A 20,455-nucleotide genomic window follows, 5' to 3' on the forward strand; every position below is an offset into this window, starting at 1 on the left:
TATGCAAAGATATTTTATAGAAGAAACGCAACTTCAGAATGATACTGTTACAATAACTGGTGATGATGCACATCATATCGCAAATGTTATGCGAATGAAACCAGAACAAGAAATTATTTGTACAGTACAAGGATCTTCAACTGTTCGTTGTTCACTTACAAATATTTCTAGTGAACAAATAACTGCTGCTGTTGTAGAATATGTTGAGAATACTAATGAACTACCAATATCAATTACAATTGCTAGTGGTCTACCAAAAGGTGATAAACTAGAATTGATCATACAAAAAAGTACAGAACTTGGAGCAAGTAGTTTTTTACCATTTGCTGCAGCTAGATCAATTGTTAAACTAGACGATAAAAAAGCTGGTAAAAAAGTTGAAAGATGGCAAAAGATTGCAAAGGAAGCGGCTGAACAATCTTACCGATTTATAGTGCCAACTGTTGAACAACCAGTTTCTTTTCAACAATTACTTAACTCAATACAGCATTATGATGCGTGTATTGTTGCATATGAAGAAAGTGCAAAAATAGGAGAATCAGCAGGGCTTGTTCAAACATTCCAGTCATTAAAAGAAGGCTCGCGATTATTAGTCGTGTTTGGCCCAGAGGGTGGTTTGTCTGATAAAGAAGTTGATCAGCTAGAAGCAAAAGGTGCTATGTTATGTGGGCTTGGGCCACGAATTTTACGTACTGAAACTGCACCATTTTATGTTTTAGCTGCTGCCTCCTTTCATTTTGAATTAATGAGGTGAAGAAATGCCAGAAGTAGCTTTTCATACATTAGGCTGTAAAGTTAACCATTACGAAACAGAAGCAATTTGGCAGCTGTTTAAAGCAGCGGGCTATGATCGTACTGAATATGAAAGTAAAGCTGATGTTTATGTAATTAATACGTGTACAGTTACAAATACAGGTGACAAAAAAAGTAGACAAGTAATCCGACGTGCTGTGCGTAAAAACCCAGATGCAGTAATTTGTGTAACTGGATGTTATGCACAAACATCTCCAGCGGAAATCATGGCGATTCCTGGGGTGGATATTGTTGTTGGTACACAGGATCGTACTAAAATGCTTGATTATATTGAACAATTTCGCGTAGAACGTCAACCAATTAATGGCGTAGGAAATATTATGAAAGCTCGAGTTTATGAAGAGTTAGACGTACCTGCTTTTACAGATCGTACGCGTGCTTCTTTAAAAATTCAAGAGGGCTGTAATAACTTCTGTACGTTCTGTATTATTCCTTGGGCTCGTGGTTTAATGCGCTCACGTGATCCAAAGGAAGTTGTTAAACAAGCAACTCAATTAGTTGAATCAGGCTATAAAGAAATCGTTTTAACTGGTATTCATACTGGTGGATACGGTCAAGACATGAAGGATTACAACTTATCAATGCTATTAAAAGATCTACAAGCAGTTGAAGGCTTAAAGCGTGTTCGTATTTCTTCAATCGAAGCTAGTCAAATTACAGATGAAGTAATCGAAGTACTTCGTCATTCAAATATTGTAGTACGTCATTTACACGTACCTTTACAATCAGGATCTGATACTGTCTTAAAACGTATGCGTCGTAAATATACTATGGCTGAATTTGCTGAAAGAATTGAAAAATTACGTGAAGTATTACCAAACTGTTCAATTACATCTGATGTAATCGTAGGATTCCCAGGTGAAACTGAAGAAGAGTTTATGGAAACATACAACTTCATTCTAGACAATAAATTCTCAGAATTACACGTATTCCCATATTCAAAACGTACTGGTACACCAGCTGCACGTATGGAAGATCAAGTTGACGAAGAAATTAAAAATCAACGCGTACACCGTTTAATTGAATTATCAAATCAACTTGCAAAAGAATACGCATCAATGTTTGATGGAGATGTTTTAGAAGTTATTCCGGAAGAAAAATATACGGAAAATGGTACTGAAGGACAATTGATTGGTTACACAGACAATTATCTAAAAGTCGTGTTCGAAGGAACAGAAGACATGATCGGTAAAATTGTAAAAGTCAAAATCGCCGAAGCTGGTTATCCAGTAAATAAAGGTGAATTTGTCCGAGTTTTAGAAGACGTTACTGTTAACTAAGAACTATATAAATAAAAGGATAGATATTCTAGTAAAAATCTAGGGCATCTATCCTTTTTTATTTTGGCTTGATAAAAAATGGCCGAACTATTTAGTATGTATTCCAAACATCCATACAAAATATAAATACGGAGGTGATTCATATGACAAAACACAAACGATCAAGAGATACTGACGATAACCATATCCATGTTGCTACTAACTCATACTTAGATACGAGTGAGAATGATTCTAATAAAATTAATTATGACGATGGTGGTAGCCCATACTTAGATACAAGTGATGATGCATCATCCGCAGCAAACACAAGACGCGGTGCTCCATATTTGAATACATGATAATAGCAGATCGAGCTTAGGGTATAGGAAATAAAAAAACCAAACATTCCCATTACGGTAAGGTTTGGTTTTTTCCCTATCCCTGCTCCTTAATCTAATGCTGCTCTATTAATATCTTCAACCTCAATAAATGGTTTAGGGTACCCATCCTTTGCAATATTGATCATTGCTCGACCAATTTGTTCGGAAGTTGTTATCGAGTTCGGGAAGAGTTTTTTTAGGACAGGATAAATCGGTTTTGTTATGTCATAAATACCTTGATATAATTTTGTTTTTGATTTTATATCCTTATGTGGAATAATTGCGCCGGGACGGAACATATATGCACCCTTAAACGGTAATTTTAATAAGTCATTTTCTGTTTTTCCTTTTACTCTTGCCCACATAGTGCGACCTTTTTCCGTGCTATCAGTGCCAGAACCTGTAACGTAAATAAAAGTCATTTGCGGATTCAATTTCGATAATGTGCGCGCGATTGAGATTGTAAGATCATAAGTAATTTTGCGATATTCTTCCTCTGACATCCTAAAGGATGATACGCCAAGACAAAAGAAACAAGCATCAAATCCTGTTAACTGATTTTCAATTTGAGATAAATCCAACAGATTATTCTGTTTAATTTCATGAAATTTATCGTGTTGAATTCCAGTCACACTGCGACCAACTGAGTAAATCGAATTGACAGTTGAATTTTGCAAGCATTCTTTTAAAACACTCTGACCAACCATTCCAGTTGCTCCAAAAAGTATAACTTTCATAACGTAACCTCCCATATTTTATTAATAAATAAACATTCATTTATTAGTGAAGAAGATGAGGGTTATGCTTTAATAGCATCCCAACTCATCTGTATAGCTTTATTAAGAGTACTTTCATCAAGGGTGAATTGACCTTTAATATGATTCTTTGCTAATTGTGAGATCGGTAACATCGAATACATAATTAATAAATTAGCGTCCTCTTGTTTAATTAATAATTGTTTTTTTCCGTTTTCAAACATGTCAAAGACTGGGGTAAACAGATTAGAGCTTTCATCAAGGCACCAATTTTGTAGTAAAGGTGAGTTAGATACTTGTTCTATAAAGAGGAAGTAATCACTATTCTTCATTATAAATTCAACGAAGTTTCTTGTATAATTTTCAAATTGTTGTCTAGTAGATCCAGTATTGTCAACGCCTTTAATAACGGAGTCACTCATTAATCGTTTGGATTTTAGATAACACTCTTTTAACATGTCCTCCTTATTTTCGAAATAAATATAAATGGTTGCAGCAGATACATTTGCTTTTTTAGCGATTTTTGAAATAGATATTTCTGAAAAACCAATTTCATTTACAAGTTGAATCGTAGCGTTAAAAATTGCTTCTGTTTTATTCTCATCTCTAAGTCTCATGAGCAAATAATAAATGATTATTCATTTATAGTCAATTTTAAAGCCGAAAAATGATTATTTAGATTATGTAGAAAAACATTAAAAAATACTAATAAAAGAAATGGTTAGTTTCTAATTGAGATGAATTATCGAATGTGATTAGGGAATAGTAAAATTTGTAGTTTCAAAAGTCTTATTATTTAGAAGGATGGTGTCATTAATGAAGGAATTCGAGTGGGACAAGTCTTATTCTGTTAAGAATAAGGAATTTAAAATAATAAAATACGGTAAAAAAAGTTTAGGGACGATTGTGCTTTCATCAATGCTTGCATTAGGTATGTCTTCTACTAGTTATGCATTTGGTAAAGGTTCAGAAGGTCCAGATGTATATGTTGTACAAGGTATGTTGAAATCGATCGGTAGTTACTCAGGTGAGATTACTGGACATTATAATTATTTAACGATTAAAGGTGTAAAATATTATCAAAAGACACATGGATTACCAGTTACTGGTGCAGTAGATCCGAATACTTTTTCATCAATCATGCACTCATATGAATCAGTAAAAGCCGGCGGAGGAACTGGCGGCGCAGGTGAAGGTGGCGGTGCTGGCGGAGGAGCTGGTGGTGGCGCAGGTGAAGGCGGCGGTGCTGGCGGAGGAGCTGGTGGAGGCGCAGGTGAAGGTGGCGGTGCTGGCGGAGGAGCTGGTGGAGGAGCTGGTGGAGGCGCAGGTGAAGGCGGCGGTGCTGGCGGAGGAGCTGGTGGTGGTGCAGGTGAAGGCGGCGGTGCTGGCGGAGGAGCTGGTGGTGGCGCAGGTGAAGGCGGTGGCCAAGGTGGAGGAACTGGTGGTGGCACAGGTGAAGGCGACGGCCAAGGTGGCGGAACAGAGCAACCACAACCAGGTAAAGGCGGAACAGAACAACCTCAACCAGGTAAAGGTGGAACAGAACAGCCACAACCAGGTAAAGGCGGAACGGAACAGCCTCAACCAGGTAAAGGTGGAAATGAACAACCTGAGCCAGAAAAAGGTGGCAATGAAAATCCTCCACCAAGTAAAGGTGGAAATTAAGAAGCTTATAGTTGAAATAATGATCGTATAATCGATTAGAAGAGGGTGCACCAAAAGTCTAACTTTTAGGTGCATCCTCATTTTTAAATTGATCGAAAATAGTTAAAAGAAGAGTAGTCTAATAAAGGGTGAAATGTAATTAAGAAGCCTAAAACTTCAAATAAAAGCCCTCGCACAAATAAAAAAATATGAATCTTAATGGAAAAAGGGGCCTCCTATTCGCCAGTTATGCTGACATTTAGGACTGCCCCTATTTATCCGAAATCGTAAAGTTTTTTTTATGAGTAAATAAGCTGATTGCAAAACAAATCATTATAATAATAATAGAAAATAATGAACTTAACCAAATACTTTGAAATTCGCCTACATACGGTTGAACAACATAAGAAAGTATAATACTTATTATGATACTTAAAGGTACGTAATTAGCTGTCTTTCCTTTACTAAAGACAATAACCAAAATTGGAAACAGCAATGCTGAATAGACATTTCCTGAGTAAAATAATAGTTCGATAATATTTTTTGATTGAATAACTGTTGAGAAAAAAATAATAACTCCGATAACGACCGACAAAAGATAGGCCATTCTTATTTTTTGTTGATCGCTTTTTGTTTTTTTTAATGGCTCAATTATATTAAGAACGATTAAGCTAGTAAGTGAGTGAAGTACTGCACCGAATGTTGAGGTAATCGCATTAAATGCGCATAAAACAAAAAGAATGAAAAAGAATGGTGTTGTAATTTTATTTGCTAAACCAACTAATATTGATTGAATATCTGTAAATCCACCTGTAAAAATGACAATGATAAAAAGACACGAAAATGAAAGTGGGAAAATCCCCCATATTAGTCCAGTTAACGAGAAAGTCAGCGGAATTTTCTTAGCTTCAATCATAAATAATCGATGCCATGAAGTTATGTCGAAGAAAAACTGACCAAATCCTACTAACAGACCTGAAAATAGAAATCCCCATAAATCGTAATGATCAATGACTAACATGTATGGATGATATAATTTAATTCCATCATAAACAGGTTGAACGCCTTCTTTTACGAAAAAATATAAAGGGATTAAGATTGCAGCTGCAAACATTGTGATCACTTGAAATCCTGCTAATCCATGTATCATCTTTAATCCACCAAAACCAGCAAATAGGACACAAAAACAAATAAAAATGAAAATTTCAATATACAATGGTAAATTAAATAAAAAATGAAATAAAGTAGATGCTGACATAGATTGAATATATAATATGTGCAGGCTAGTTAAGATTAATATACCAATCATAATCCAATAACCAAATGGATGGAGCTTTTTCTTCAAATAATCTCCTATTGTTAAACAATCAGGAAATTCTCCACGAACTTTTTTCCCAATAAAACTAAATACAAACAAAGCAATAGCTCCTAAAAATGCATAACCAATTCCACCAAATACGCCATATTTAATCATAGATTCTGGCGAAGATAAAATTGTAGTACCTGTTACCCAACGTGCCAAGAGAGAAATGATTCCCATTCCCATTCCAATTTGAATAGAGCCTTGCACGTATTCTCTAAATGAACGTGAATTCACTGTTTATTTTCCTTTCTCACGATACTCTTTTGGAGTAATGCCCTCAATTTTGCGGAACAAAGTACTAAAATAATGTTGACTATTAAAGCCTGAGTTTTCTGCAACATCAGATATATTCCAGTTTGAGTTATTTGTTAAGAATCGCTTAGCTGCTTGGATTCTGAAATCTATTAAATATTCTGAAAATGAAATGCCAACTTCTTCATGAAATTTCCTACTTAAATAAGTATGATTTGTGTGTACTTCGCGAGCGACGTCTGAAAGTGATAGTTTTTCAGCGAAATGCTCATGAATATATAAAAGCGTTTGATGGATTAAACTAGAATACTGATTTGATGTGTCGGTTTCACTATATTTTGAGAGAACTTTATACAATTCACTTTCAATAACTGGTTTTGTTAAATAATCTAAAACTCCGATTCGGATTGACTGTTGGGCATAATCAAAACTTTGATATGCTGTGACCATAATAATATCGACATCTTTATTCTGTGCTCGTAGCTCTTCTCCAAACTCAAGACCAGAACGTCCTGGAAGATTAATGTCTAGAAATGCGATGTTAATTTTATGATTTTGATTAATTGTAATTGCTTGGCAAGCATCAGCAGCTTTATAGAATTTCCAAAGTGGAAATATATTTTTAATCATATATTCCATTTGTTCAAGCTCTAGGGGTTCATCATCTACTAATAAGACATTCATTTTAAAGCTCCCTCCTTTACATTTGAGTCATATATTAGTGGCCAAACGACCTTAACGTTTGTACCTAATTCATTAGAGGCAATTAATACATGTCCATTGCTACCAAAATATAGTTTTAGCCTCTTTTTTATATTGTCTAGCCCGTGACCTTCATTATTTGAAAATGAGTTTGTCATACCCATTAAGCCATTATCGATTACTTCTAAGCAAACTAGTTCAGAATCTTGATAAAAACGAATATGAAGTAAAGCCTCACCAATTTTTTTTTCTAAACCATGTTTAAAAGAATTTTCTACTAAGGTTTGCAAAATAAATGGAGGAACTAAAGCATCATATAATTCATTTGGACAATCTAACTGAGTTTTAAGTCGCTCACCAAACCGTAGAGTTTGTATATCTAAATAATATTGAGTATATTGTATTTCTTGCGCTAGCGGAATTAAGGGCTCTGAAGACTTATATTTAAATTTTAAAAATTGAGAGAATGTTTCAAGTGCCCTGATTAATTCCGATGTTCGATTTAAACGAGCTAAGCTAAGTATGACATTTAGTGTATTAAACAAAAAGTGCGGTTGAATTTGCTGATTCAACTTGTTATATTGAGCTTCTTGGAGTGCGTGTTCTAAACGAATCTCTCTATTCTTATTTTCAAGTAAGTCGATCCTTTTTTCAAAAATAAATAAAAATAATAAAGCAATAGCTCCCATAATAGGAGCTAAAATAAATAGCATAATTAGTAAAGTAAATCCCTCGTAGCTAAGCATGAAAACCTCCAATAGGGCAGGTATAAGGGAATGAGGCTTCCCGTTTTTTTCTTAAAATCAAAGAACCCCGATGGGGATTCTTTGATTTCATTCCTCAATTATACTACAATGTGGCAAGCAACCTGATGATTTTGCTCGGATAATTTTAATTCAGGTACTCTTGTTTTACAAATATCGATCGCAAAAGGGCATCTTGTGTGGAAACGGCAGCCACTTGGGGGATCGATCGGAGAAGGTACGTCTCCTGTTAAAATAATTCTTTCTCTTTGATGCACTGGATTTGGAACTGGAATTGCTGATAACAGTGCACGTGTATATGGGTGTTGCGGATTGTCAAATATTGATTTTTTATCGGCTATCTCGACTACTTTTCCTAAATACATTACCATCACACGATCTGAGATATGCCTTACTACACCTAAATCATGCGAGATGAAAAGAAAGGTAAGAGAGAATTTTTTCTGTAATGATTTAAGTAAGTTTAGTACTTGGGCTTGAATTGAAACGTCTAACGCAGAAACAGCTTCATCACAAATAATTAGTTTTGGATCGACCGCAAGTGCACGAGCAATTCCGACACGTTGGCGCTGTCCTCCACTAAATTCGTGAGGATAACGATCCATCGCTTCAGGTCTTAAACCAACATGTTCAAGTAATTCTTCAATTCTAGCTATACGTTCTTCTTTTGGAACAACATTTTGAATAGCTAATGCTTCACTTAAAATTTGTCCAATCGTTTGTCTAGGATTAAGAGAAGCAAATGGATCTTGAAAGATTACTTGTAAATCCTTTCTTATTTTGCGCATTTCTTTTTTTCCTAAGCTTAATAAATCTTTTTCTTTAAAATGAATGCTTCCACTTGTAGGCTCGTCTAATCTTAAGATCGCTCTACCGGTAGTAGATTTACCGCAACCGGATTCTCCTACAATGCTTAATGTTTCGCCCTCATAAATATGGAAACTAATATCGTCTACAGCCTTTACATGATTAACTGTTCTTCCTAAAATGCCACCCTTAATAGGAAAGTATTGTTTTAAATGATCTACATTAAGTAGTATTTTTTTATCCACTAGTTGTAATGCCATTATTCAATCCCTACTTTCTCTTGAAGTGTATCTGTTTCCCATTTTGATGTGTACATCCAACAACTAACTTCCGAATTTTTGTCAATTGTGTTTAAGTCTGGTACTGACGTATGGCAAATTTCTTTAGCATGTGCACAGCGGGGAGCAAAACTACAGCCTTTAGGCATATTGAATGGGCTCGGTACTGTACCAGGTATCGTAGTTAATTCATCTTGGTCCATATCCAGACGTGGAAGAGAGTTTAATAAACCGATCGTGTATGGATGTTTAGGGCTATTAAATAGTTCTTTTGCCGAAGTATATTCAACGATTCTTCCGGCGTACATTACAGCCACTCGATCGCAAGTCTCATAAACAACACCTAAATCATGCGTGATTAAGATAACGGCTGTACCGAAATCCTTTTGGAGTGATTTAATTAATTCCAGAATCTGAGCTTGAATTGTCACATCAAGAGCAGTAGTCGGTTCATCTGCGATTAGCACTTCTGGATGACAAGCAAGTGCCATTGCAATCATAACCCTTTGTCGCATTCCACCACTAAGCTCATGTGGTTCTTGTTTTGCACGTTTTTCAGGAGAGGGGATTCCTACAAGTCGCAGCATTTCAACTGCTTTATCCCAAGCTTCCTTTTTGTTTAATTTTTGGTGAAGACGAATCGCTTCTGCAATTTGTTCGCCCGCTGAATAAACAGGGTTTAAAGATGTCATTGGCTCTTGAAAGATCATTGAAATTTCATTACCTCGTATTGAACGCATCTGTTTTTCAGTTTTTGCAAGTAAGTCTTCACCTTTAAAAAGAATACTACCACCAGCTATTTTTCCTGGAGGAGAGGGGATTAATCGTAATAGGGACAAGGAAGTAATACTCTTACCGCTACCAGACTCTCCTACAATTCCAAGTGTCTCACCTTTTTTTAAATTAAAGCTTATTCCATTAACTGCTTTACTAACACCGTCATCTGTATAAAAGTGGGTTTGTAAATTTTTAACCTCAAGAATTGTTTCATCAAATTGTTTTTTCATAGTAGGACCTCCTTAATTCAAGTCAACTCGTTTATTAAAGTAACGGTAGAGAATATCAACAGCTAGATTCATAAATACGAAGATAATTGAAGCGATTAATACGCCACCTTGAACCATAGGTAAATCTCTTGTTCTAATTGCATCAACAATTAATCTACCAAGTCCATTAATTGCAAAAACTGACTCGGTTAAAACGGTACCACCAAGTAATGCACCAAATTGTAGACCAACAACCGTAATAACTGGAATTAATGCATTTTTTAGACCATGTTTGTAAATAATGACATGTTCCTTTAAACCTTTTGCTCTTGCCGTACGCATATAGTCTTGACGAACAACTTCTAACATACTTGATCTAGTCATTCTAGCTACGATTGCAGCACCACCAGCACCTAAAGTTAATGCTGGTAGTACCATATGTTTAAACGTTCCCCAGCCAGCAACTGGAAATATATGAAGATTAACTGAAAAGAAGTAGATCAGCATTAAACCAAACCAGAAACTTGGTAAAGAGATTCCTAGTAAAGCGATAATCATAATTGTAATATCAGCTGCGGAATACTGTTTAGTCGCTGAGATAATTCCTGCTAGCATACCAAGTACGACTGTAATGAAAATACTAGCCAGTGCAAGTTCAATTGTAATTGGCAAACGAATCATAATCTCATCTAATACTGGACGATTATTTCGAATAGATTCGCCAAAATCACCTTGTAATACATGAGCAATATAATCGAAATACTGAATAATGACCGGTCGATCAAAGCCAAGTTGGTGACGAATCATTTCGATTGTTTGTTTCGTAGCACCTTCCCCAGCAAGTAGAGTTGCTGGATCACCAGGGACCATCTGCATAATTAAAAAAACGACTAAACTTACACCAATTAAAACTGGAATAGTTTGTATAATTCTTCTGACAATAAATAGAAACATATACTTTCCTCCTTATTTTTTCATCCTTGGATCAAGTGCATCTCTTAGTCCATCCCCGAAAATATTAAATCCTAATACAAGTGTTGAAATCGCGATACCCGGAAATAAGGCAATATGTGGTGCAGTAAATAAATAATCACGTCCACTACTTAACATCGCTCCCCATTCTGGAGATGGTGGCTGTGCGCCTAGTCCGAGATATGACAAGCCTGCTGCTGATAGAATAGCTGTAGCAAGTTTTAACGTAGCTTGGACAATTATTGGTGAAAGAATATTCGGTAAAATATGTTTGAAAATAATTGTTGCATCAGTTGCACCTAAAGCGCGAATTGCATCAATATATTCAAGTTTTCTGACGGATAATGTAGATCCTCTAACGATTCGTGCAAACATTGGAACTGAAAAGATACCGACAGCAACCATAACATTAATTAGACTAGGACCAAGTGCACTAATAATCGCAAGTGCTAATAAAATACCTGGGAATGCAAGTAAAACATCAACAACCCTCATAATGATCGTATCCATCCATTTTCCGTAATAACCTGCGATCAAACCGAGTGTGATTCCGAAAACGGCTCCAAATAAGACTGATACGAAACCTACTGAAATTGAAAGACGGCTTCCATATATTATCCTACTTAAAATATCTCTTCCTTTATCATCAGTTCCCATCCAATGTTCCATCGATGGCGTCTGTAGTTTGTGCATTAAATCAATTGCAAAAGGATCCTTTGGTGAAATTAATGGTGCAAAAATTGCTACTAAAATATAAAAAAGTACAATATATCCTCCAACTAGTGCCAATTTATTTTTTTTAAACTTCCTATAGAATACTTTCCATCTTTTAAGTTTTTGAGATTTTCTTTTTTCTAGTTTTATTTCAGTATTACTTAATACTGTCTCTGCTTTCATATTTCTTCCCCCTTTTCTTTGTTTAAATTTATTCAAAATTGGAATTGAAGTAAATATAATGCGGAAAAGCAGTAAAGATAATTAAAAAACGAGTAAAGATTCTGAAAATATAAAATTTTATTTTTTTTTATAATTTGATTAAGCCTAACGTATTCGAATAAATGGTGAACTAGAGAATGATAGGGCAATTAAAAAGAGGGGGAAGAAAACAATGAAGAAAAAAACAGCTGGAGTACTATTTGCATCATTATTTACAATTTCAACTGTTCTAGCAGGATGTACATCTGACTCAACAAGCAGTAGTGCAACAGGAACAAAAGCGAAAGCAGGGGGAACTTTAGTTGTCGCTAGATTATCCGATGCAACTACATTAGATCCACAATTTATTACTGATATACCATCAGCAAATGTAGTGTATGAAAAGGTTTATGAAACATTAGTTGAACCAGATAAAAATATGGAGCCGCAGCCTCTTTTAGCAACAGAATGGAAACAAGTAAATAACGTGACTTGGGAATTTAAACTTCGAGAAGGCGTTAAATTCCATGATGGTACACCATTTAATGCAGATGCAGTAAAAGCTACTTTTGATCGAGTGCTTGATCCAAAAACTGCATCACCACAAGCGGGTAAGTTTGCAATGATTAAAGAAGTTAAAGTAGTTAACGATACGACTGTACAATTTATTTTGAAATACCCATACGCACCACTTTTATCAATTTTAATGAGTAGTGAAGGTAGTATTCTTAGTCCAAAATCAATAAAAGATAATAGCGATAAAATTGGACAAAATCCAGTAGGAACTGGTCCATATGTATTTAAATCTTGGAAATCAGGTGAAGAAATAAAAATTGCAAAAAATAATGACTACTGGGGAAATAAACCTAAGATTGATGGTGTAGTCTTTAAAGTAGTTCCTGAAGATGCTACAAGATTAGCAATGATCGAAACTGGTGAAGCACAAGTAACTGACCAAGTACCAGTAACAGAAATTGATCGAATTGAAGCATCAGACACAATGGACTTATATCGCACAGATGGACTAGCTGTTGAATACTTAAGCTTCAATGTTAAGAAAAAGCCGTTTAATGATGTGCGTGTTAGAAAAGCAATTGCACATGCAATTGAAGTAGATTCAATCATTAAAGGTGTATATAACGACGTTGGAACAAAAGCGAACTCAACGATGAGTCCGAAAGTATTTGGATATGATCCTGACATTAAAGGTTACGATTACGATATTAATGAATCTAAAAAGCTATTAAAAGAAGCCGGAGTTAAAGATGGACTAACATTTACTCTAACAACTAGTGATCGTAAAGAAAGAATAAATATGGCTGAAGTAATCCAATCACAATTAAAAGGTATTGGTATCAATGTTAAAATCCAAGTTCTTGAGTACGGAGCTTATATCGATACAATCGCAAAAGGTGAACATCAAGTTGCAATTGGTGGATGGGGTAATGCTACTGGTGATGGGGACTATAATCAATTTAATTTATTTGATAGTCAATCCCAAGGTGCAGCAGGAAATAGTTCTTTCTATAGTAACCCAGAAGTAGATAAATTAATTGAATCAGCAAGACAGGAGCCAGATAGCGAAAAACGTAAACAACTATATGCTGATGCACAAAAAATTGAAAGTGAAGATGTACCATATGTTCCTATTCGTAACTACGAGCATTTAGCAGTTACTAGCTCTTCGGTTAAAGGACTATGGTTAAACCCAGCAAGTTATTTAATGCTTGACGATGTAACAGTGAAATAAGTAATTCCATGAAACAGCATAATTAAATTATGCTGTTTCAGTTTTTAAAGAGAAGTTTATAGGTAGGAGGAGAAAATATGATTGATTTGTTATTAATAAATGGGACTGTAATCACAATGGATACAGAAAGAAGAATTATCCAAAATGGCTCCGTTGCGATTCATAATGGAAGAATTGTGGACATTGATTTGACTGAAAACATGAAAACTAAGTATGAAGCGCATAAAGTAATTGATTGTAGTCATCAATGTATTTTACCAGGGCTAATAGATGTTCATGGTCACGGTGGTCATTCAATGTTTAAAACAATTGCAATGGAAAATATCGATTTTTGGATGCCAATTATGACGAATACGTATAAACATTTCGTGACAGATGATTTTTGGTATTACGAAGGAAAGCTATCAGCACTTGAACGATTAAAAGCAGGTATTACAACAGGAGTTAGTGTGTTAGGTTCAGTACCAAGATCAGATGATCCAATATTTGCGATCAACCATGCGAAAGCATACAACGAAGTAGGAGTCCGCGAAGTAGTTTGTACAGGTCCATGTAACCCACCTTGGCCACATTCATTTAGTAGATGGGTTGATGGAAAAAGAATTGAAAAAGAAGTTACTTATGAAGAAGTTTTAAAAGGAGCAGAAGCGGTTATTGAAGCTTTGAATCATGCAAATGGGGACAAAACGAGAGCCTTTATAACGCCATTTGTCATTGTAACGTCTGTTGACCCTTCAAATCCAACATCTCCAGATCGACTTTACGGTTTAACACAACATGATCTTTACCAGGCGAAAAAAATTAGAGAGATAGCTAGAAAATATAATACAAGAATTCATTCAGATGCATTTGGAGGAATGATTCATTTAGCAATTCAAGATAAGGAAAATGCTTTATTAGGCCCAGATGTACATCTTCAGCACTGCCGAGGAATTTCATTCGATGAAGCGAAAATATTAGCTGAAACTGGGACGAATATTAGTGCTTCTCCAGGTTTTGGCCAAGTAAATGCACGTACTCCAATTACAGAATTAATCGAAATGGGAGCAACAGTTGCAATTTCAACTGATGGTACTTCCCCATCAACAAGCTTTGATTTATTCCAAGCAATGAGAAAAACTCAGTTTGTCCATCAGGCTGCACTTAGAGACTATTATTATTTGCCGCCTGGAAAGCTTTTAGAAATGATTACAATTGATGCGGCAAAATGTATCGGTTGGGACGATGAAATTGGCTCACTTGAAATTGGTAAAAAGGCAGATGTCATCACAGTTAATCTCCACCAACCACATTTGACACCTGAGTTTATGCACGTTCATCGACTGGTTTTTCAAGCAGTCGCAAATGATGTTGATCATGTGATTATTGATGGAAAGCTAATTATGGAAGGGCGAAATGTACATACAGTTCACGAAAGTACAGTGTTAAATGAAGCAAATGAAGAAGCCTTCGAAACAATAAAACGTGCTGGACTAGAAAAGTATATGCAGCCGACAAAGTATTTCTGGGGTCATGCTCGTGCCTATGTTGACGAGATGAGATATGTTGAAAACTAAAATAATCTTTTTTTGAAGGGAGAAAAGAATGAAAACGAAGTTAAAAGGAAGATACGTAATTGGTTTTAATGGAAGTGAACATGTCATATTGGAAGATGCAGAAGTTGTTTATGAAAAGGACACGATTTTATATGTAGGAAAAAACTATTTAGAAGAAGTAGATCAAGTAATTGACGTAGGAAATGCGATCCTTAGTCCTGGTTTTATTGATTTAAACGCTCTAGGTGACATTGATCATGATATTTTGCACTTAGAGGCGAAATCAAATAGACAAAAAAATCTCCTTTGGTCTGAACAATACGTAAAAGAAGGACATCATGAACTAATGAGTGAAGAGGAGGAAGCATTTAAATCTTTATATGCTTATTCCCAACTAATCTTAAATGGAATTACTACGGCCATGCCGATTACATCCGTTTTTTATAAAAATTGGGCTGAAACTTTTGAAGAGTTAGAAGCTGCAGCGAATCATGCGGGAAAACTAGGGTTGAGAATTTATCTTGGACCAAGCTATCAAGCAGGAATTCGAGTAGTTGAGCCGGATGGGAAGATTAAAATGCATTGGGATGAAAAAGCGGGCGAGGAAGGATTAGACAGAGCAATAAGGTTTGTTGAAACCTTCGATGGCGCATTTGACGGATTAATCCGAGGGATGTTAGCCCCAGAAAGAATTGAAACACAGACTGAAGAAATTTTAATAAAAACAAAATATTACAGTGAAAAATTAAATGTTCCTATCAAGCTTCATGCTGCGCAAGGAAGTTTTGAGTTTAATACAATTTTAAAAGAACACGGCGTTACACCAATTAGATATTTATATAATCTTGGGTTTTTAGGCCCAAATACAGGCATTCCACACGCTCATTTTGTATCAGGCTATAGTGGAGCGAATTACAATATTGATAATGATATTTCGCTTCTGAAAGAAACAAATACTACTGTCATCCATTGTCCTCTTATTATAGGAAGACATGGAGAAGGGCTTGAATCATTTGCAAAATATAGAAAAGAAGGTATTAATATTGCACTAGGTACTGATACTTTTCCACCAGACATATTTCAAAATGTACGTACTGGTAGTATGCTTTCAAGATTTGTTGAAAAAGAAGTCGAAGGATCTACATACGCTGATTTCTTCAATTCTATTACCTTAGGAGCAGCGGCATTTCTTAATCGGGAAGATTTAGGAAGAATTGCTGTTGGTGCAAAAGCGGATATTATTGCGATTGATTTAGATGGATTTCACATGGGCGTTATGGATGATCCAATTCGAACAATGTTTGTAAGTGGTTCAGGTAGAGATGTAAAACTATCAATTATAAATGGAAAAATCATGATGGAAGATCAAGTGATTCCTAATCTTGATATGGAAGATTTAAAGCAAAAAGCTCAATTCTATTTTAATAAGATGAGAAAAGGTTATATGGAAAGGGATTACGAGCAGCTTCCTGAAAATGAACTACTTCCATCATCTTTTAAATTAGTTAATTCACTAGAGTAATCAGAAGCAAAAGAATTGAAAAACTAGTAAAGATACTGAAAAAACAGGTAAAGATATTCAAAAATAATTATCAGAATATTTTATATAATTAGATAAATATTGTAAGACAAACTAATACTTGGGAGGCAATGCCATTGAAATTAAAAGCGGGATTCGGTAAATTTTTTCTAGTATTATTTTCTGCAGTGACAATTACAGGATGTTCATCTAATCAAGATGTTGGGACAAAAACAAATGGACAAGCAAATGGTTCAAATGGAGGAAATACGCTAGTAATTGCTCGGCAATCTGATGCAGAAAATTTAGATCAACAATTTATGTCTACCATAAATGCTGCGAGTATTACCCATCATAAAATTTATGAAGGTCTTGTACAACGCGATAGTAACAATGAAATTCAACCAATGTTAGCAGAATCATGGAAACAAATCGACGACACAACATGGGAATTTAAATTAAGACATGGTGTAAAATTTCACGACGGTACGGCATTTAATGCAGAAGCAGTAAAAAAGACGTTTGATCGTTTATTAGATCCAAAAGTAGCATCGCCAAGAGCAGTTGTATTCAAAATGGTAAAAGAAGTGAAGGTAGTTGATGAATATACAGTTCAATTTATTTTAAGTGAACCCTTTTCACCACTTCTTTCGATTTTAGCAAACCATGAAGGTGGCATTATAAGTCCTAAAACGATTGATAAATATGGAAAAAATATTATCCAAGAGCCAAACGGAACCGGTCCTTTTAAATTTAAATCATGGTCTCCTGGTCAAGAAATTACATTAGTTAAAAATGAAGATTACTGGGGCACTAAACCGAAGATCGATAAAGTTGAATTCAAAGTAGTTCCAGAAGACTCAACAAGAATTTCAATGATTGAAACAGGAGAAGCTCAAATTGCCGAACCTCTCCCAGTAGCAGTAATGGACCAAGTTGAATCATCTTCTGCTATGGAAGTCTATCGAAGTGAAGGATACGGTACAGAATACATCGGTTTCAACGTAACGAAAAAACCATTCAATGATGTACGTGTTCGTAAAGCAATTGCTCATGCGGTTGAAATGGATTCAATTATTAAAGGAGTATTTAATAACGTCGGTAAACAAGCAAACTCCGCAATGGGATCAAAAGTATTCGGATACGATGATCAATTAAAAGCCTATGACTACAATTTAAAAGAAGCTAAAAAACTATTAACAGAAGCAGGCTACCCAAATGGATTTGAAGCTACAATTCTTACAATGGATAGCAAAGAACGAGTAAATTTAGCAGAAGTACTTCAATCACAATTAAAAGGAATCGGCATTAATTTAAAAGTACAAGTAATGGAATACGGTTCATTCGTTGAAAAAGCAAATAAAGGTCAATCACAAATGTTTATCATTAGCTGGAGAAACGCAACAGGAGATGCTGATTACAATCAGTACAACCTATTCCACTCAGACTCACGCGGAGCGGCTGGAAACACATTCTTCTACAGCAATCCAAAAGTAGATGAACTAATTAATGAAGGCCGAAAAGAAAAAGACGAAACAAAACGCAAAGAAATCTATGCAAAAGCGCAAGAAATCGAAATGGATGACGCTCCATATATTCCAGTAAGAGTAATCGAAAATGTCGCAGCAATCTCAAAAAATGTAAAAGGATTCTCAATTAGTCCTTCAGGTTACTTAGAGATTAATGACGTGACACTTAAGTAATATTTTTTGTTTTTAAGAAAGAGGGGATCCCAATAAAGTTAGGGGATTCCCTCATTTTTTATTTCAACAGTAGTTTTAGGAAGGCAGAGCTGCAAATAAAAAAAGAGAATCGCGGATAAACAACGTACTGCAAATAAAATTAGTAAAACTGCAAATAAAATACAAAAAACCGCAAATAAGGAAGGAAGAGCTGCAAATAAAAAAGGAAAATCGCAAATAAACAACAGACTGCAAATAAAATCCGAAAACCGCAAATAAAATCAGCAAAACTGCAAATAAAATTCGATAATCGCAAATAAAATCGGCAAAACTGCAAATAAAATTCCAATAATCGCAAATAAAATAGGGAATTACCTATACCAGGTAGGGTATTTGGCAATAAAACTTCCATAAATTTATAGATTTATAAATGAAAAAATAGCAAATCTGCTTCAATCTGTGCCAAAACGAATAAAAAATAGATAGAACACTGTAATTATCTATGGAAAAAGATCAATAAAATCAACTGCAAATGAAAAGACCATCAGATATACCCCCCTACTAATATTTTTGAAGAGGAGGTAAGCTCACTCCCTTGAAAGAGAGTATCCTGTAGTGGAAATCAACCTGAGTTTACTTATTTAATTGAAAATTCCTAGTTCAACTGAGTAATTAGTTCCTACGCTACTTTTTAATCAATATAAACCAACTAGTAAAAATACTTTAAAAATATGTAAACATACTAAAATCAAAATATTCTAAACAGATTTATAATGAAAATAGAATCAAAATTTAAAGTGGGATGGAAGGGTGAGTAGATTGTCAAAAGTATATTGGTTAACAAATGTGAGTCTAGAAAATGGTTTTACTTATAATGACAATGAAGTAATTAACGGAACGGCAACTGGAAAGTACAATGTGAAAATTGAAAATGAAAAAATCGCTGCTATTCAATTAGCTAGTGAAGTAATAACTGATCAATTACCGCAATATGATGTGCAAGGCCTTCTAATGGTTCCTTCATTTAAAGAGATGCATATCCACATTGATAAAACTTATTATGGTGGACCTTGGAAAGCGTGTATGCCTGCAACTAATGGTGTGAGGACACGTATTGAAGAAGAACAAATTTTATTACCAAAATTATTACCAACTGCTAAAGATAGAGCAGAAAAGATGCTTGATTTATTACTAAGTCACGGTGCGACGCATATTCGTACACATTGTAATATTGACCCGGTTATCGGATTAAAAAACTTAGAAGCTACTTTACAAGCATTAGAAGGATATAAAGATAAATTAACACATGAAATTGTTGCATTTCCGCAGCATGGACTTTTAAGAAGTAACTCTGTTGAACTAGTTAGAGAAGCGATGAAATATGGAGCAAATCTAGTAGGTGGAGTTGACCCAGCTTCAATCGATGAAAATATCGAACGCTCTCTTGAGACGATTATGGACATAGCAGTTGAATCAAATTCTGATATCGATGTTCATTTACATGACCCAGATCATCTTGGATTATTTACAATGCAAAGATTAGCAACATTAACTGAAAAAGCAGGATGGCAAGGAAGAGTTACAGTAAGTCATGCGAGTGGTTTAGCAGACCTTTCTGTTCCAGATGCTACTGCGATTGCTGAGCGATTTGCTGATTTAGGAATTTCGATTACTTCGACTGTACCAATTTTTAGAACAATTCCAATTCCTTTACTAAGTGAAAAAGGTGTAAAAGTCGAATTAGGAAATGACAGCATTACAGATCATTGGTCTCCATTTGGAATAGGCGATAATCTTGAAAAAGTTGGACGACTTGCTGAACGTTTTAGGTTTATTGAAGAAAAATCACTTCATAATAGTCTTGGATTTATTACAGGAGGCGTGACTCCTTTAAATAATGAAGGGGAAAGAGCATGGCCGAATGTTGGTGATGAAGCAAGCATCGTACTTGTAGAAGCTACTTGCAGTGCAGAAGCTGTAGCGAGACGTGCAAAACGTGCTGCTGTTATTTTCAAAGGTAATGTTGTAAGTGGTTCAATTTCTAATCTTGAATCAACAACAGTTTAAGCTTGACTAAAG

Annotated in this window: 18 protein-coding genes; 9 read left to right on the forward strand and 9 right to left on the reverse strand. The window is 35.1% G+C overall.

What is annotated here, in order from left to right; all coding sequences use genetic code 11:
* Position 1: 1 nt before the first annotated feature.
* The 3 genes from CN692_RS17615 to CN692_RS17625 all read left to right on the forward strand — a co-directional run bounded on the left by CN692_RS17615 (position 2) and on the right by CN692_RS17625 (position 2,431).
* Positions 2 to 754: a 16S rRNA (uracil(1498)-N(3))-methyltransferase gene (locus tag CN692_RS17615; RefSeq protein WP_098120465.1), complete on the forward strand. Its 753-nt coding sequence runs from the start codon at positions 2 to 4 to the stop codon at positions 752 to 754.
* A gap of 4 nt (positions 755 to 758) precedes the next feature.
* Complete coding sequence (mtaB, locus tag CN692_RS17620; protein WP_098120466.1) at positions 759 to 2,093, forward strand: tRNA (N(6)-L-threonylcarbamoyladenosine(37)-C(2))-methylthiotransferase MtaB; 1,335 nt, start codon at positions 759 to 761, stop codon at positions 2,091 to 2,093.
* A gap of 143 nt (positions 2,094 to 2,236) precedes the next feature.
* Positions 2,237 to 2,431, forward strand: a complete 195-nt coding sequence (locus CN692_RS17625; protein WP_098120467.1) for a hypothetical protein — start codon at positions 2,237 to 2,239, stop codon at positions 2,429 to 2,431.
* A gap of 89 nt (positions 2,432 to 2,520) precedes the next feature.
* Here CN692_RS17625 and CN692_RS17630 read toward each other — a convergent pair whose 3' ends face one another.
* Positions 2,521 to 3,189 (reverse strand): epimerase, encoded by a 669-nt coding sequence (locus CN692_RS17630; RefSeq protein WP_098120468.1) that lies wholly within the window; start codon positions 3,187 to 3,189, stop codon positions 2,521 to 2,523.
* A gap of 62 nt (positions 3,190 to 3,251) precedes the next feature.
* The gene (locus tag CN692_RS17635) at positions 3,252 to 3,824 is read right to left on the reverse strand and encodes a TetR/AcrR family transcriptional regulator (RefSeq protein WP_218923557.1); all 573 of its coding nucleotides are present in this window, start codon (positions 3,822 to 3,824) and stop codon (positions 3,252 to 3,254) included.
* A 199-nt stretch (positions 3,825 to 4,023) separates the two neighbouring features.
* On the opposite strand from CN692_RS17635, the gene CN692_RS17640 reads away from it, so the two are divergent.
* Complete coding sequence (locus tag CN692_RS17640) at positions 4,024 to 4,872, forward strand: peptidoglycan-binding protein (RefSeq protein ID WP_257144059.1); 849 nt, start codon at positions 4,024 to 4,026, stop codon at positions 4,870 to 4,872.
* A gap of 250 nt (positions 4,873 to 5,122) precedes the next feature.
* On the opposite strand, the gene CN692_RS17645 is transcribed toward CN692_RS17640, so the two are convergent.
* The 7 genes from CN692_RS17645 to nikC all read right to left on the reverse strand — a co-directional run bounded on the left by CN692_RS17645 (position 5,123) and on the right by nikC (position 11,872).
* On the reverse strand, positions 5,123 to 6,448 hold the full coding sequence (locus CN692_RS17645) for a transporter (protein WP_098120471.1): 1,326 nt from the start codon (positions 6,446 to 6,448) through the stop codon (positions 5,123 to 5,125).
* 3 nt (positions 6,449 to 6,451) lie between these two features.
* The gene (locus CN692_RS17650; RefSeq protein WP_098120472.1) at positions 6,452 to 7,150 is read right to left on the reverse strand and encodes a response regulator transcription factor; all 699 of its coding nucleotides are present in this window, start codon (positions 7,148 to 7,150) and stop codon (positions 6,452 to 6,454) included.
* On the reverse strand, positions 7,147 to 7,914 hold the full coding sequence (locus CN692_RS17655) for a sensor histidine kinase (protein ID WP_098120473.1): 768 nt from the start codon (positions 7,912 to 7,914) through the stop codon (positions 7,147 to 7,149). Before CN692_RS17655 ends, CN692_RS17650 begins: the two co-directional genes overlap by 4 nt.
* A 98-nt stretch (positions 7,915 to 8,012) precedes the next feature.
* Complete coding sequence (locus tag CN692_RS17660) at positions 8,013 to 8,999, reverse strand: ABC transporter ATP-binding protein (RefSeq protein WP_098120474.1); 987 nt, start codon at positions 8,997 to 8,999, stop codon at positions 8,013 to 8,015.
* Complete coding sequence (locus CN692_RS17665; RefSeq protein ID WP_098120475.1) at positions 8,999 to 10,024, reverse strand: ABC transporter ATP-binding protein; 1,026 nt, start codon at positions 10,022 to 10,024, stop codon at positions 8,999 to 9,001. Before CN692_RS17665 ends, CN692_RS17660 begins: the two co-directional genes overlap by 1 nt.
* Before the next feature lie 12 nt (positions 10,025 to 10,036).
* Entirely contained in the window at positions 10,037 to 10,957 is a 921-nt protein-coding gene (locus tag CN692_RS17670; protein WP_098120476.1) for an ABC transporter permease, read from the reverse strand.
* A gap of 12 nt (positions 10,958 to 10,969) precedes the next feature.
* Complete coding sequence (gene nikC, locus CN692_RS17675; RefSeq protein ID WP_098120477.1) at positions 10,970 to 11,872, reverse strand: nickel transporter permease; 903 nt, start codon at positions 11,870 to 11,872, stop codon at positions 10,970 to 10,972.
* Positions 11,873 to 12,083: 211 nt separating this feature from the next.
* On the opposite strand from nikC, the gene CN692_RS17680 reads away from it, so the two are divergent.
* The 5 genes from CN692_RS17680 (at position 12,084) to CN692_RS17700 (ending at position 20,443) form a co-directional block, all read left to right on the forward strand.
* The gene (locus CN692_RS17680; RefSeq protein ID WP_098120478.1) at positions 12,084 to 13,640 is read left to right on the forward strand and encodes a glutathione ABC transporter substrate-binding protein; all 1,557 of its coding nucleotides are present in this window, start codon (positions 12,084 to 12,086) and stop codon (positions 13,638 to 13,640) included.
* Positions 13,641 to 13,717: 77 nt separating this feature from the next.
* Positions 13,718 to 15,196 (forward strand): amidohydrolase family protein, encoded by a 1,479-nt coding sequence (locus tag CN692_RS17685; RefSeq protein ID WP_098120479.1) that lies wholly within the window; start codon positions 13,718 to 13,720, stop codon positions 15,194 to 15,196.
* A 28-nt stretch (positions 15,197 to 15,224) separates the two neighbouring features.
* Positions 15,225 to 16,697, forward strand: a complete 1,473-nt coding sequence (locus tag CN692_RS17690) for an amidohydrolase family protein (protein ID WP_098120480.1) — start codon at positions 15,225 to 15,227, stop codon at positions 16,695 to 16,697.
* A gap of 134 nt (positions 16,698 to 16,831) precedes the next feature.
* Positions 16,832 to 18,397: a glutathione ABC transporter substrate-binding protein gene (locus CN692_RS17695; protein WP_257144060.1), complete on the forward strand. Its 1,566-nt coding sequence runs from the start codon at positions 16,832 to 16,834 to the stop codon at positions 18,395 to 18,397.
* A gap of 798 nt (positions 18,398 to 19,195) precedes the next feature.
* Positions 19,196 to 20,443, forward strand: coding sequence for an amidohydrolase family protein (locus CN692_RS17700; protein WP_098120482.1), 1,248 nt, complete (start codon positions 19,196 to 19,198; stop codon positions 20,441 to 20,443).
* The last annotated feature ends 12 nt before the right edge of the window (positions 20,444 to 20,455 follow it).

Origin of the sequence: Bacillus sp. AFS002410 (assembly GCF_002556365.1) — a bacterium.
In the GTDB taxonomy this organism is placed as follows: Bacteria; Bacillota; Bacilli; order Bacillales; family Bacillaceae_G; genus Gottfriedia.